General features: G+C 62.0%; 13 protein-coding genes and 1 riboswitch. Of the genes, 6 read left to right on the top strand and 7 right to left on the bottom strand.

Annotated features, from left to right (window positions below; all coding sequences use genetic code 11):
- Positions 1 to 80 precede the first annotated feature (80 nt).
- On the top strand, positions 81 to 1,064 hold the full coding sequence (locus C4J84_RS02620; RefSeq protein WP_124369371.1) for a M14 family metallopeptidase: 984 nt from the start codon (positions 81 to 83) through the stop codon (positions 1,062 to 1,064).
- A 15-nt stretch (positions 1,065 to 1,079) separates the two neighbouring features.
- Here C4J84_RS02620 and cpdA read toward each other — a convergent pair whose 3' ends face one another.
- From cpdA to C4J84_RS02605, 3 genes are all read right to left on the bottom strand, one after another.
- On the bottom strand, positions 1,080 to 1,892 hold the full coding sequence (gene cpdA / locus C4J84_RS02615) for a 3',5'-cyclic-AMP phosphodiesterase (protein ID WP_124434873.1): 813 nt from the start codon (positions 1,890 to 1,892) through the stop codon (positions 1,080 to 1,082).
- 97 nt (positions 1,893 to 1,989) lie between these two features.
- Positions 1,990 to 2,439 (bottom strand): DUF1249 domain-containing protein, encoded by a 450-nt coding sequence (locus C4J84_RS02610; RefSeq protein WP_124369369.1) that lies wholly within the window; start codon positions 2,437 to 2,439, stop codon positions 1,990 to 1,992.
- Positions 2,430 to 3,047, bottom strand: coding sequence for an NUDIX domain-containing protein (locus C4J84_RS02605; protein WP_124360997.1), 618 nt, complete (start codon positions 3,045 to 3,047; stop codon positions 2,430 to 2,432). Before C4J84_RS02605 ends, C4J84_RS02610 begins: the two co-directional genes overlap by 10 nt.
- Before the next feature lie 194 nt (positions 3,048 to 3,241).
- Here C4J84_RS02605 and C4J84_RS02600 point away from each other — a divergent pair, with 194 nt between their 5' ends.
- Positions 3,242 to 3,988: an RsiV family protein gene (locus tag C4J84_RS02600; RefSeq protein ID WP_124360996.1), complete on the top strand. Its 747-nt coding sequence runs from the start codon at positions 3,242 to 3,244 to the stop codon at positions 3,986 to 3,988.
- Here the strand turns inward: C4J84_RS02600 and cytX are convergent.
- Together cytX and thiC are read right to left on the bottom strand one after the other, a co-directional pair.
- The gene (gene cytX / locus C4J84_RS02595) at positions 3,957 to 5,246 is read right to left on the bottom strand and encodes a putative hydroxymethylpyrimidine transporter CytX (RefSeq protein WP_124369368.1); all 1,290 of its coding nucleotides are present in this window, start codon (positions 5,244 to 5,246) and stop codon (positions 3,957 to 3,959) included. The two genes, C4J84_RS02600 and cytX, sit on opposite strands and share 32 nt — an antisense overlap.
- Positions 5,247 to 5,381: 135 nt before the next feature.
- The gene (gene thiC / locus C4J84_RS02590; RefSeq protein ID WP_124369367.1) at positions 5,382 to 7,286 is read right to left on the bottom strand and encodes a phosphomethylpyrimidine synthase ThiC; all 1,905 of its coding nucleotides are present in this window, start codon (positions 7,284 to 7,286) and stop codon (positions 5,382 to 5,384) included.
- A gap of 148 nt (positions 7,287 to 7,434) precedes the next feature.
- A riboswitch (TPP riboswitch) is annotated at positions 7,435 to 7,540 on the bottom strand.
- Positions 7,541 to 7,735: 195 nt separating this feature from the next.
- On the opposite strand from thiC, the gene C4J84_RS02585 reads away from it, so the two are divergent.
- The gene (locus C4J84_RS02585; protein WP_124360993.1) at positions 7,736 to 9,175 is read left to right on the top strand and encodes a TolC family outer membrane protein; all 1,440 of its coding nucleotides are present in this window, start codon (positions 7,736 to 7,738) and stop codon (positions 9,173 to 9,175) included.
- A gap of 124 nt (positions 9,176 to 9,299) precedes the next feature.
- Here the strand turns inward: C4J84_RS02585 and waaA are convergent, their stop codons facing one another.
- Both waaA and C4J84_RS02575 read right to left on the bottom strand, forming a co-directional pair.
- A complete protein-coding gene (gene waaA / locus C4J84_RS02580; RefSeq protein WP_124434872.1) occupies positions 9,300 to 10,577 on the bottom strand; it encodes a lipid IV(A) 3-deoxy-D-manno-octulosonic acid transferase in 1,278 nt (425 codons plus the stop codon).
- A 23-nt stretch (positions 10,578 to 10,600) separates the two neighbouring features.
- Entirely contained in the window at positions 10,601 to 11,491 is an 891-nt protein-coding gene (locus tag C4J84_RS02575; RefSeq protein WP_124434871.1) for a LysR family transcriptional regulator, read from the bottom strand.
- Positions 11,492 to 11,594: 103 nt separating this feature from the next.
- Here C4J84_RS02575 and C4J84_RS02570 point away from each other — a divergent pair, with 103 nt between their 5' ends.
- The 3 genes from C4J84_RS02570 to C4J84_RS02560 are packed head-to-tail and all read left to right on the top strand — an operon-like array spanning position 11,595 to position 13,970.
- Positions 11,595 to 11,930, top strand: coding sequence for a multidrug efflux SMR transporter (locus C4J84_RS02570; RefSeq protein ID WP_124369364.1), 336 nt, complete (start codon positions 11,595 to 11,597; stop codon positions 11,928 to 11,930).
- A gap of 55 nt (positions 11,931 to 11,985) precedes the next feature.
- Complete coding sequence (locus tag C4J84_RS02565) at positions 11,986 to 13,161, top strand: FAD-binding oxidoreductase (RefSeq protein WP_124434870.1); 1,176 nt, start codon at positions 11,986 to 11,988, stop codon at positions 13,159 to 13,161.
- Positions 13,158 to 13,970, top strand: a complete 813-nt coding sequence (locus C4J84_RS02560; protein ID WP_124369362.1) for an aldo/keto reductase — start codon at positions 13,158 to 13,160, stop codon at positions 13,968 to 13,970. Before C4J84_RS02565 ends, C4J84_RS02560 begins: the two co-directional genes overlap by 4 nt.
- Position 13,971 lies beyond the last annotated feature (1 nt).

The raw sequence follows: 13,971 nt of genomic DNA, 5'->3' as shown, positions 1-13,971 counted from the left end.
GCCCTTATAAAAGCCAGCTTCCCATGTTTGTCGCGCCCTATCTGGCGACACGTCTAAACGTTGGTCTATCGGAGACAGAAATGAAAACCTTAGAGCAAGTGCGTGCATCCCTGAAGCCATACCCGATTGAAGTCAACTTCCCCGACCTCAGCCCATGGAAAAACGGTAATGGCGGGATCGACTACGTTTACAGTTTCGACAGCGGCGAACCGGGGCCGCATGTTTTGATCATGGCATTGACCCATGGGAATGAAGTCAGCGGAGCCATCGCGGTAGACACCCTGTTACGCAGCGGTATCCGTCCGCGCAAGGGCCGCTTGTCACTGGCGTTCGGCAACGTTGAGGCCTATCAACGCTTCGACCCGCAAAACATCGACGCGTCCCGCTTCATTGACGAGGACATGAACCGTGTCTGGCTGCCATCCGTATTGGACGGCGAGCGAGAGTCTGTCGAGTTGCGCCGCGCCCGTGAGCTGCGACCGCTGATCGACGACGTCGATTTTCTGCTCGATATCCATTCAATGCACGAAGAGTCCCCACCCCTGATGATGTGCGGGGCGTGCGCCAAAGGCCTGGCATTTGCAAAATCGTTGGGTGTACCGGCCACCGTCGTCGCCGACGCCGGCCACGCCAATGGTCGACGCATGCGTGACTACGGCGGGTTTGGTGACGCCAAAAGCACCAAAAACGCGCTGCTGATCGAAACAGGTCAGCACTTTTCAAAAAAGAGCGAACACGTCGCCCTCGATATAGCCGCTCGTTTCCTGGTGGCGACTGAAACCGTCACCGGGGCTGACGTTTCGAGGTTTCTAAGCCGGGAACAGCCCGTTGCCCAGCACTGTTTGCAGGTCACCGATCCGGTGATCGCGAACAGCATGGACTTCAGTTTTACCGATGACTTCCGTGGCCTGGAACGGATCGCTCACGCGGGAACAGTGATCGCCCGAGACGCCGAACGCGAAATCCTCACGCCGTATGACAACTGCGTGCTGATCCAACCCTCGCTGCGGCACTTGGGGCAAGGCGTTACCGTGGTCAGGTTGGCGAAGGCGCTGGACCTATAGCCGCGCCGTCGGTGGTCAATAGCCGTTGCTGCCGTAGTCCACCTGGAACGCGAAGCCTTGGAGCCTTTCTACGCCGGTATCCAACCGCCCGTCGGCATGCAGGCGCAGCCAGCGATAGCCCGGCGCTTGCTCGCTGACCTTGAAGTCCTCACTGCCGGGTGCGAACTGGATGCACGTGGACGGCGAAGCCAGCAGACGTACACCGTTGCGCTCGCGGTCGATTTCCTGGTGCACATGGCCCCAGAGCACCGCCTTGACCTGCGGGAAGCGGTCGAGCACGGCAAACAACGCATCGGGGTTGCGCAGGCCGATAGGCTCCATCCAGGCACAGTCGATCGACACCGGGTGATGATGGAAGCACACCAGATGATGCCGGTTCGGCGCTTCGCTCAAGGCCTGGGCGAGTAATTGCAGTTGCTGGTCTTGCAGGTAGCCGGGCACGGAGCCGGGTACGGCGGAGTCCAGCAGGATGATGCGCCAGTTGCCGACATCGACCACCGGCTCCAGCAGGTCGCTGTGCACGGCAGCCTGGGCCATGATCTGCGGCTCATCGTGGTTGCCGGGAATCCAGCGCGCGGGAGCACCTATCGGCGCAGTCATATCGCGAAATTGCTGGTATGACGCCAGCGTGCCGTCCTGGGACAGATCCCCGGTGGCCAGCACCAGATCGATAGACGGCTGTTGTTCGCGGACCAATTCGATCACCCGCTGCAGGCTCTCGCGGGTATTCATACCCAGCAGCGTACTGTCGGCCTCGGCAAACAGATGGCTGTCGGTCAGCTGCACCAGCAGCACAGCGTCAGGGTTCACGGCGGATACGCTCGGCAAGGCGCTCTCCCTAGCAATCACAGGAATAGATAGTTGGGGCAATTATGCTGGGGCAGGACACAAAGAGGAAACCTGGACAAACGGACACCGTTCACATCTACCGCACGACTTCGAACTCATGGCCCAAGGCCAGGCAGTGGCTCAACCATTCGCCAAGGAACACATTGAGCTGGGCTTTCTCGTCGGGCTGGTGCATGAACACATTCGGGTAAGGATAGATGCTGCGAAAGCGCCGTGCATGTTCGGCGCTGATCACTTCGGCCATGCGCGCATCGTGGTACACCTGCACTTCCAGCTCCGGCACCGGCAGCCACGGCAGGCTGTGTTCCTGGCGCACGCGCAGGGTGGTGGTGTACGGGCAATTGACGATGACTTCCAGGGCCAGCACGCCGAGCATCTGGTCGCCGTGGGTCACGGCAATGCGCCGCGCCTCGGGCGCGTGGCGCATGTCGGGCAGCAGGCGCATCAGCCGCGCGTAGTTGGCCTCGCACGCGGCTTGCAGCCCGATCAGGTCGACCCGATAACGTTCCCGTGCCTTTACTGCCATAACCCCCTCACTTCCGCGCGATTAAGCGCAAGCCATTGCAGGGCGATAATGCTGGCTGCGTTGGAAATCTTACCGTCGCGTACCGCCTGCAAGGCATCTTCGAATGCCCAGGTGGTGACGCGGATGTCTTCTGCCTCTTCTTCCAATCCATGGATACCACCGGCCTGGGAGCTGTCGCAACGGCCCAGGTACAAGTGGACAAATTCGGTGCTGCCGCCAGGCGAGGGGAAATACTTGGTGATCGGCCACAGCGCGGAGAACGTCAGCCCAGCTTCCTCCTCGGCTTCGCGGTGTGCAACCTCCTCCGGCTGCTCGTCCTTGTCGATCAGGCCGGCGACCATTTCCACCAGCCAGGGGTTGTCGGTGCGGCCCATGGCGCCCACGCGGAACTGCTCGATCAGCACCACTTCATCGCGCTGCGGGTCGTAGGGCAGCACGCACACCGCATCATGGCGCACGAAGACTTCACGATTGATCACGCGGCTCATGCCGCCGTCGAACTTCTCGTGGCGCAACTGCACGCGATCGAGCTGGTAGAAGCCCTTGTAGGCAGAGTCGCGCTGAACAATCTCGATTTTATTCGGCGTCGACTTCGTAAAATCCGTCATATCCTTCCTCGTCATAAGCCGTGCAATGGGCGCCATCCTAACGCGCCCATGCAGGTTGGCGCAGCCCCTTTCCGGTTGCCGGGATAGACGGCGGGCGTCAAACTCACTCTAATCAGTCTAGTGGCGAACTGGCGGCCTTGTTGGCAGTCCAAGCGCTACTCTTTTCGCTTTCCATCGATTTACGAAGGACACACATGTCGCTTTTAAAAATCGCCTCCGTGGCTTGTATTGCCTTGACCCTGGGTGCCTGCCAGAGCCTGTTCCAACCCAGCCAGCTCAAGCCGCTGGACGTCACCACCGACAAATCGGAGCAAACCAAGCCCGGCTGCGGCAGCCCTGACTGCCCGCTGGTGAATATCGATACCGTGCATTTTCCCGCCGACCCGCAACTCGACAGCCTGGTGGAGCAGCGCTTGCTGCAAATGACCCGCACCAGCCCCGGCGCCAGCGTACCGGCAACCCTGAATGCCTACCGGGACAAGTTCCTGCGCGAATCCCCCGACCGCCACAGCATGTATTTGCAAGCCAAGGTACGCGAGCAGCATGACGCCCTGGTGATCGTCGAAGTGTCCAGCTACCTGGACACCGGCGTGGCCCACGGTGAGCCTGGCCGCGGGTTCATCAACTATTCACGTGTGCTGCATAAAGAGCTGGGCCTGGCCGACATGTTGTTGCCCGGCCAGGAGCAGGCCTTCTGGAATACGGCAAAAGTTGCCCACAATAGCTGGTTGATCAACACCAAGATGGACCGCGATCCGGAGTTCGTGAAGAACTGGCCGTTCCAGAAAACCCCGAATGTGGCCTTGACCAGTGGCGGCGTGGTGCTCAAGTACAACGTGAGCACCATCGCGCCTTATGCACAGGGGTTGATCGAAATCACCATCCCCTATGCGCGCCTTACCGGTGTGATCAAGCCTGAGCTGATGCCCGCGCGCCACTGACCGCCCGCCCCAGGATGAACTGCAGCAGCCCCGCCAGCAGCAATGCCGGCAGGGTTGCGCCAATATCCGGATAGAGGTTGGCCAGCACATGATAGGTAGCGATGCCGCCCAGCCAGGCCACCAGCGCTGGCCAGTGCAGCTGGGTCACCGCGCCCTGGCGCCGATGGCGCAGGATGAAGTGATCCACCAGTACCACGCCGAACAGTGGTGCAAATACTGAACCGATCAGCAACAGGAAGTTCTGGTATTGCGCCAAGGGCGCAAAGCAGGCGATCAGGGTGCAGATCACACCAATGGCCAACGCCAGGTGCTCGACCTTCAAGCGCAGCAGAATAGCGCTCGACACCGCCGCCGAGTGAATATCGGCAAACGCGTTTTCCGACTCGTCCAGCAGGATCAGCAACAGCGGAATACCCAGGCCGGCGCCGGCCAGGGCCAGCAGCAATGCATTGACCTCACCGCTTGGCGCAAATGCCAGGGTGTAGGCCACCCCCAGGCTCATCAGCCAGAAATTACCCACAAAGAACCCCAGCGCAGTGCCGCCGAACACGCTTTTGGCGCGCTTGCCGAAGCGTGAGTAGTCGGCAATCAACGGCAGCCAGGACAGCGGCATGGCGATGGCAATGTCGAAGCCCACCGCAAACGGCATCGAGCCATCACCGGCCTGGGCCCACAGGGCAGCGAGGTCGGCCTTGACGAACAGGTTCCAGGTCAGCCACAGGCAGGCCGCAAGCAGCAGCCAGATACCCCATTTGCGCAGGACCTGGCGCACGAAGGTCAGCGGGCCGCTCACCGCCAGCAAGGTGGCAAGGCCGCCGAAGAACAGCGTCCACAGCAAGGGGCTCGCCAGCAGGCTGCCTTCGCTGAACGCTCTTGTGCCCAGCAGACTGGCGGCATCGCGCATCACGATGATTTCGAACGAGCCCCAGCCAATCAATTGCAACAGGTTCAACAGCGCCGGCAGGCTGGCGCCCTTGGCACCGAGGCTGAGCTTGAGTGCGGCCATGGCGGACAAGCCGGTGTCGCTGCCGATCACACCGACGGATGCCAGCAACAGCACGCCCACCAGGGTGCCAAGGAAGATGGCCAACAATGAGCCGGACAAACCCAGGCCCGGCGCCAACAGCGCGCCGGTTTGCAGGACCATCAGGCCGATGCCGAGGGAGAACCACAGGGAGAACAGGTCGCGGGCGCCGAAGACGCGCTTGTCGGTGGGCACCGCGATGTCGGGGGAGTAGGTACTCGGTTGAATGTTCAAGGGGGGTATCTCTGAGGGGCTGATCGTTCCCACGCTCTGCGTGGGAATGCCGCTTTGGACGCTCTGCGTCCGCCTTTGTGACGCGGAGCGTCACGGGATGCATTCCCACGCGGAGCGTGGGAACGATCATGGGTTTCAGACTTTTTTGTACAGCTGACTGCCTTCCTGCTTGAACCGCTCCGCCTGCTCCGCCAGGCCCTTGGCCACGTCCACATCCACCGCTTCAATGCGCTGGTTAGCCGCGTACTCACGCACTTCCTGGGTAATTTTCATCGAGCAGAATTTCGGCCCGCACATCGAGCAGAAATGCGCGACCTTGGCCGAATCCTTCGGCAGGGTTTCGTCGTGATAGGAACGCGCGGTGTCCGGGTCCAGGCCGAGGTTGAACTGGTCTTCCCAGCGAAACTCGAAGCGTGCCTTGCTCAGCGCGTTGTCGCGTATCTGCGCACCCGGATGGCCCTTGGCAAGGTCGGCAGCATGCGCCGCGATTTTGTAGGTAATGATGCCGGTCTTCACGTCATCCTTGTTCGGTAAGCCCAGGTGCTCCTTGGGCGTGACGTAGCAGAGCATGGCGCAGCCGAACCAGCCGATCATCGCCGCGCCGATACCGGAGGTGATGTGGTCATAGCCTGGCGCAATATCGGTGGTCAGCGGCCCGAGGGTGTAGAACGGCGCTTCGTCGCAGCACTCCAGCTGCTTGTCCATGTTTTCCTTGATCAACTGCATCGGCACGTGGCCCGGGCCTTCGATCATGGTTTGCACGTCGTGCTTCCAGGCGATCTTGGTCAGCTCGCCAAGGGTTTCCAGTTCACCGAATTGCGCGGCGTCGTTGGCGTCGGCGATCGAGCCAGGGCGCAGGCCGTCGCCTAGGGAGAAGCTGACGTCATAGGCCTTCATGATTTCGCAGATCTCGTCGAAATGCGTGTAGGTGAAGTTCTCTTTGTGGTGGGCCAGGCACCACTTGGCCATGATCGAGCCGCCACGGGACACAATGCCGGTGACGCGCTTGGCGGTCAGCGGTACGTAGCGCAACAACACGCCGGCGTGGATGGTGAAGTAGTCGACGCCCTGCTCGGCCTGTTCGATCAAGGTGTCACGGAACAGCTCCCAGGTCAGGTCTTCGGCGGCGCCGCCGACTTTTTCCAGGGCCTGGTAGATAGGCACAGTACCGATCGGCACCGGCGAGTTGCGGATGATCCACTCGCGGGTTTCGTGGATGTGCTTGCCGGTGGACAGGTCCATCACCGTGTCCGAACCCCAGCGAATACCCCAGGTCAGTTTCGCCACTTCTTCTTCAATGGACGAGCCCAGCGCGCTGTTGCCGATGTTGCCGTTGATCTTCACCAGGAAGTTACGGCCGATGATCATCGGTTCCAATTCGGTGTGGTTGATGTTGGCCGGAATTATCGCGCGGCCACGGGCGATTTCTTCACGCACAAATTCAGGGGTGATGATTTTCGGCACGCTGGCGCCGAAGCTGTGGCCGGCGTGCTGCTGGTCAAGCAAGCCACCGGCGCGGGCTTCTTCAAGCTTCATGTTTTCGCGGATGGCAACGTATTCCATCTCGGCGGTGATGATGCCCTTGCGCGCGTAGTGCATCTGCGTGACGTTAGCCCCGGCCTTGGCGCGGCGCGGGTTCTTTACATGGGCGAAACGCAGGGCAGTCAACTCGGCATCGCTCAGGCGCTGTTGACCGAAGTGCGAACTCAGGCCCGACAGGCGCTCGGTGTCGCCACGGGATTCGATCCAGGGCGAGCGCACATCGCCCAAGCCTTTGCGCACGTCGATGATCACGTTGGGGTCGGTGTACGGACCGGAGGTGTCGTAGACCACCACGGGCGCGTTGATTTCGCCGCCGAAATCGGTGGGCGTCACATCCAGGCTGACCTCGCGCATCGGCACACGAATGTCCGGGCGAGTGCCTTGTACGTAGATTTTCTGCGAGCGGGTAAACGGCTGCACGGAGCCGGAGTCGACCTTGGCCGATTCACTCAAGTGCACGGTGTTTTTCAGTTTTGTACTTTTTATTTCTGTGCTCATCACGGGCTCTCCAACTCTCCAGGCGGTGGATGTTTGTCGGAGCGAACCTGTGACGGACGGAGGCACTGGAACCAGTGCTGTGCTTGGCGCACGAGGGCTGTTCGATTGTCGAACAACATCCCGGACGAAGCACAAGAGGACTCGCCGGGTGACGAGAAATCTTGTTCCCTACGCAGGCGTTAACCTGATCAGGTTCAACGGGATCCGGTATTTACCGATCTCAGCCTTCCAACAAGGCACCCCGACAAGAACGCGGCCAGTCTAGACCATGGCGTGGGCAAATTGCCAATGGCGCGGCATTGGGCATGATAAATGGCGTGATTGCAGGATTGTTGTGCCGCGGTCCGGCCACTACACTCGGGAGCTGCCTCAAGGCTTGACGCTCCAGTTGGGTCACCGTAGCCTTGGCCAACAAATTATCATCGTAATATTTACTCAGGGATCGACTCATGCTGCGCAAACTTTCACTGGCAGTTGCCGTGTCTTGTGCGACCCACACAATGGTCTGGGCAGCTGAAGCGCCCTTGTCTGCCAGGACCGACCTGGTCAGCGTCTATCAGGAAGCGGTGGACAACAACGCCGACCTGGCCGCCGCACGCGCCCAGTACGGCGCGCAGAAAGAAGTAGTGCCCCAGGCTCGCGCCGGGTTGCTGCCGAACCTGACCGGCGGCGCTGATATCAACAACGTACGCACCCAGATCGACACGCCGGCCGCCACCGCCAATCGCGATGCGCACTCCTGGCGTGCAACCTTGAGCCAGCCGCTGTTCCGTGCCGACCGCTGGTTCCAGTTGCAAGCTGCCGAAGCCACCAACGAGCAGGCGGCGCTGCAGCTCTCGGCGACCGAACAGAACCTGATCCTGCAGAGCGCCGAAAGCTACTTCGCCGTGCTGCGCGCCCAAGACAACCTGGCCTCGACCAAGGCCGAAGAAAATGCCTTCAAGCGCCAGTTGGACCAATCCAATGAACGCTTCGATGTGGGCCTGTCGGACAAGACCGACGTGCTGCAATCCCAGGCCAGCTATGACACGGCACGGGCCAACCGTATCCTCGCCCAGCGCCAGGTGGAAGACGCCTTCGAGGCGCTGATCACCCTGACCAATCGCCAATACAATTCGATCCAGGGCATTGTCCATACGCTGCCGGTGTTGCCACCGCTGCCGAACGATGCCAAGGCCTGGGTCGAAACCGCCGGCCGCCAGAACCTCAACCTGCTGGCCAGCAACTACGCCGTCACTGCCGCCGAGGAAACCCTCAAGCAGCGCAAGGCCGGCCACGCGCCGACCCTGGACGCGGTGGCGCAGTACGAAAAAGGCGATAACGATGCCCTGGGCTTCAGCAACCCGAATGCGTTCGGCACGCCCTATCGCGGTGACGTCGAACAGCGCACCATCGGCCTGCGCCTGAACATTCCGATCTACAGCGGCGGCCTGACCAGCTCTCAGGTCCGTGAGTCCTACTCGCGCCTGGGCCAGACCGAGCAGCAACGCGAAGGCCTGCGCCGCCAGGTCGTGGAAAACACCCGCAACCTGCACCGCGCGGTGAACACCGACGTGGAGCAGGTACAGGCGCGCCGCCAGTCGATCATCTCCAACCAGAGCGCAGTGGAAGCCACGGAAATCGGCTATCAGGTGGGCACGCGCAATATCGTCGACGTGCTCGACGCCCAGCGCCAGCTCTACGCGTCGGTGCGCAACTACAACAATAGCCGCTACGACTACATCCTCGACAACCTGCGCTTGAAGCAGGCTGCGGGCACGTTGAACCCAGGGGATCTGCAGGACCTGACGCGCTACCTCAAGGCCGACTACAACCCGGACAAGGACTTCCTGCCACCGGACCTGGCCAAAGCCGCCGCCGAGCAGTTGAAGGCCCGCCCGGGTTCTTGAGAACACTGCAAAACCAATGTGGGAGGGGGCTTGCTCCCGATAGCGGTCTGTCAGTTCAAGTAGTTTTGACTGACACTCCGTCATCGGGAGCAAGCCCCCTCCCACATTTTGGATCGGCGTTGAGTCAGTGAGTGATCAATCGATCCAAACCATCCAGCAAGCGCTTAAGCGCGCCCTGGTTGGCCTGCATCACCTTCAACCCCGCCTGCGCCATCCTGCGCGCATCCTGTGGCAACTCGAACAGCTGCCGCACCGCCTCGGCCAAGCCGTCTGCATCATCCACCTCACGCAACGCCCCGGCGTCGCGCATCATCGCGGTGATTTCCAGGAAGTTGAACAGGTGCGGCCCCATGATCACCGGCTTGCCCAGCGCGGCCGGCTCCAGCGGGTTGTGCCCACCGGTCGGGACCAGGCTGCCGCCGACAAAGGCGCTGTCGGCCAAAGCGTAGAGAAACAGCAACTCGCCCATGGTGTCGCCGAGCAACACTGAGGTGTTTGCGGTGACCGGCTCGCCACTGGAACGACGTACCGTGGCAAAGCCCTGCTGCAAGCAACGCTCAAAGGCCGGGTCAAAGCGTTCCTGGTGACGCGGTACCAGGATCAGCAAGGCGTTGGGATAGCTGGCGAGCAATTGGCGATGGGCCGCAAGCACGACTTCGTCTTCACCTTCGTGGGTGCTGGCGGCGATCCACACCGGCCGCTCGCCGGCACCCCATTGTTCGCGCAGGGCGGCGGCGCGGGCCGGCAGTTGCGGGTCGACGGTCAGGTCGAACTTGATCGAGCCGGTGACTTCAACGGTTTCAGGACGCGCGCCGAGGCTGCGAAAGCGTTCGGCCTCGGTCTCGGTCTGCACCGCAATCAAGTTCATTTGCGCCAGCATCGGCGCGGTCAGCCTGGCAAACCGGGCGTAGCCCTTGGCCGAGCGCGCCGACAACCGCGCATTGGCCAGGGCCACCGGAATACCGCGCTGGGCGCAGGCGTGAATATGGTTAGGCCACAACTCGGTCTCCATGATCACCGCGAGCCTAGGCTGTACCCGGTCGAGGAAACGCTTGGCGGCGCAGGGTAAGTCGTACGGCAGATAACAATGTTGAATGCGCGGTTCATTGGCGAACAGCGCCTGGATGCGCTCGGAACCGGTGGGCGTCATGCAGGTGACGGTCATCGGCAGCTGCGGATAACGCTCCAGCAGGGCGCGGATCATCGGCGCGGCGGCAATGCTTTCGCCCACCGACACCGCATGCACCCAGATGCCGCCGGGCTGCATCACCGGCAAGCCATAGGAAAACCGCTCGCCCACGCGCTTGGCATAGGCCGGCGCCTTGCGCGCGCGCAACCATAGACGTAAAGCTACCAACGGCAGCGCCAGGTAAAACAGACAGCTGTAGAGAGTTCTATTCATGGCGGCGGAGTTTATCGGCTTTTTCAGTCGATCGCCTGCAGGCACTCGGCAAAACGTTCAGCCAAAAAGCGTGCGGCAGGCCCGAGGTGTTCATCGCGGCGCCACACCAGCTCTACCACCAGCGCCGGCGGGGTCCATTCGCTGTCCAGTTCAACCATCTGTTGCTGGTAGGTCGGGTATTGCACGATATGCCGTGGCAACCAGGCCCAGCCGAGGCCGCTCATCAGCCATTCGGCCAATACGTAGAAGCTGTCGGCCCGCCACACCAGCGGGCTGGCGGCTTCGCTGCCGGGGTAGACGCTGGTCTGGGTCGACATCAGCAACTGGCGAAACTGCGCCAGTCGTTGGCAATCCACGTACTTTTCCGTGGCCAATGGGTGATTCACACCGCACACCGTGACCATTTCCACACTGCCCACCACCCGCCGTTCGAGGGCTTCGGGGATCTGGTCGTGGTAGAACAACAGGCCCAGGTCGGCCTGGCGTTCCACCAACTTGCGCGCCACATCGCCCTGAGCGGCGCTGGACAGCTGCACTTCAAGCAACGGATAGCGCACGGCCAGCGCTTCCAAGCTGTCGAGCACCGGCTGGAACAACATCGCCTCGTCCTGGGCCAGGCGCAGGCACGCTTCCTCGCCACGGGTCAACGACAACGCCCGTCCCGTCAGGCGCTCGCACTGGCGCAGCACTTCACGCGCCTCCTCCAGCAACACACCGCCGGCTTCAGTCAGGCGCGGCTGGCGGCCGCTGCTACGCTCGAACAGGCTGACGCCGAGGTCCGCCTCCAGCATCGCAATAGCGTTGCTGATGGCCGATTGCGCCTTGCGTTGCCCGCGCGCCACGGCAGAGAACGAACGCTGCTCGGCTACGCTGACAAACAGGCGCATCTGTTCCAGATCCCACTGCACGCTCATGGCTGAACCTATCTTGAATTCGGATAGGTAATGACTTTACCCCATCTGTTGAACCTCTAGAATGCCGACCTTATCAAACGAGCTTCACCTTGAGGAACGCACCATGAACGCCGCCTACTGTTACCTGGCCATCGCCATCTGCTCGGAAGTGATCGCGACCGTTTCCATGAAAGCCATCAAGGGCTGGAGCACACCCATCCCGCTGTTGCTGGTGATCGTCGGTTATGGCGTGGCGTTCTGGATGCTTACGCTGGTGGTGCGCACGGTGCCGGTGGGCGTGGCTTATGCCGTCTGGGCGGGGATGGGCATCGTGATGGTCAGCGTTGCAGCGCTGTTCATCTACGGGCAGAAGCTGGACATCCCGGCCATGCTGGGGATGGGCCTGATTGTGCTGGGCGTGGTGGTGATTCAGCTGTTCTCGAAAACCGCCGGTCACTGACCACCACTCAACAGCCTGTATACTGCACCTCTTGTCTTGAACATTGAGGTCGCCGATGCCATCCGTTATTTCCACCGACGTTCTGATTGTCGGCGCCGGGGTTGCCGGCCTTTGGCTCAATGCGCGCCTGCGCCGCCAGGGGTTTTCCACGGTGCTGGTGGAAAGCGCGACCCTGGGTGGCGGGCAAAGTGTGAAGTCTCAGGGGATCATCCACGGCGGCGCGAAATACGCCCTGCACGGCGCCCTCACCGGCGCCTCCGAAGCAATTGCCGACATGCCGCGCCGCTGGCGTGAAGCCCTGGCCGGCACTGGCGAGCTGGACCTGTCCGGCGTGCGCCTGCTCTCCGAAGCCCACTACCTGTGGTCCCCCGGCACCCTCGCCGGTAATCTCACCAGCTTTTTCGCCAGCAAAGCCGTGCGCGGTCGCGTCGATCAGGTCAAGGGCGACGAACTGCCCCCGGCGCTGCAAGATCGCCGCTTCAAGGGCAAGGTCTATCGCCTGGCGGAGTTGGTAGTGGACGTGCCGAGCCTGATTGAACGCCTGGCGCACCTGGCTGGTGACGGTTTGCTCGCAGGCCGGCAGATCGAACCACTGCTCGACGGCGACACGCTGGTCGGCTTGAAGGTTGATGGCCGCGGCATCCGCGCCCAACGCATCGTACTGAGCGCCGGCGCCGGCACGGCGGATCTGCTGGCGGCCCTGGGCTTGAGCCAGCCGGCGATGCAGACCCGCCCGCTGCACATGATCATCGCCAAAGGCCCAGGCCTCAAGCCGTTGTATGCCCACTGCCTGGGCGGCGGCACCAAGCCGCGCCTGACCGTGACCACCCACCCGGCCGCCGACGGTCGCTGGGTGTGGTACATCGGTGGCGATATCGCCGAGGCCGACGGCGTGGCGCGCACGCCGCAAGAGCAGATCGCTACCGCCCAGAAAGAGCTTGCCCAGTTGTTGCCGTGGATCGACATGAGCCAGACCCAGTGGGCCACCCTGCGCGTCAACCGCGCCGAGCCACTGCAATCGGGCCTGACCCGTCCCGACAACGCCTTCGTTGCCGAACAGGGTCGCCTGTTGGTGGGGTGGCCGACCAAGCTGGCCCTGGCACCGGATTTCGCCGACCGAGTCATCACCCGCCTGGAACGCGACGGCATCCGCCCAAGCGCCAGCGCCCCCCTGCCCGAGCTGCCAAAGCCTGCTATCGGCCAACCCGCCTGGGAGCAACTGTTGCCATGAGCCTGCCAACCCTGCACGACCTGCATCGCCCCCTGGGCAGCACCGGCTTGCTGGTGTCGCCGCTGGGCCTGGGCACCGTCAAGCTGGGCCGTGACCAAGGGGTGAAATACCCCAGCGGCTTCAAGATTCCGGATGACGACGAGGCGCGGATGTTGCTGCGCCAGGCGCGCCAGCTGGGCATCAACCTGATCGACACCGCACCCGCCTACGGCCGCAGCGAAGAGCGCCTCGGACCACTGCTGCGCGACCAGCGCAAGGATTGGGTGATCGTCAGCAAGGTCGGTGAGGAATTCGAAGCGGGCGTTTCCCGCCACGATTTCAGCGCTGCCCATACGCGGATGTCAATCGAGCGCAGCCTGAAAAGACTTGAAACGGATTTTATCGACCTGGTGCTGGTGCACTCCGACGGTAACGACCTGCATATCCTCAACGATTGCGAGGTGTACCAGACCCTGGCGGCGCTGAAAAAAGAGGGCAAAATTCGCGGTTTCGGCTTCTCCGGCAAGACCGTTGAAGGCGGCGTGAAGGCGCTGGAACAGGGTGATTGCGCAATGGTCACTTACAATTTGAACGAACAAGCTGAAAAAGCCGTCATTGAATACGCAGCGGCCCATGGCAAGGGCATCCTGGTGAAAAAAGCCCTGGCCAGCGGCCACGTGTGCCTGGAGCCTGGAATGGATCCAATTCAGGCCAGTTTCATGTTGTTGTTTGCGCAAACGGGTGTCGCCAGTGCTATTGTCGGGACCATTAATCCGCTGCACCTGGCCCATAACGTGGCAACCGCTGCCCGAGTCATCCGTCAACTCTGAT

Origin of the sequence: Pseudomonas sp. R11-23-07, from assembly GCF_003852295.1 — a bacterium.
Lineage (GTDB): Bacteria > Pseudomonadota > Gammaproteobacteria > Pseudomonadales > Pseudomonadaceae > Aquipseudomonas.
The sequence above is the reverse complement of the archived record's forward strand: the minus strand, read 5'-3'. Positions and strand labels throughout refer to the sequence as shown.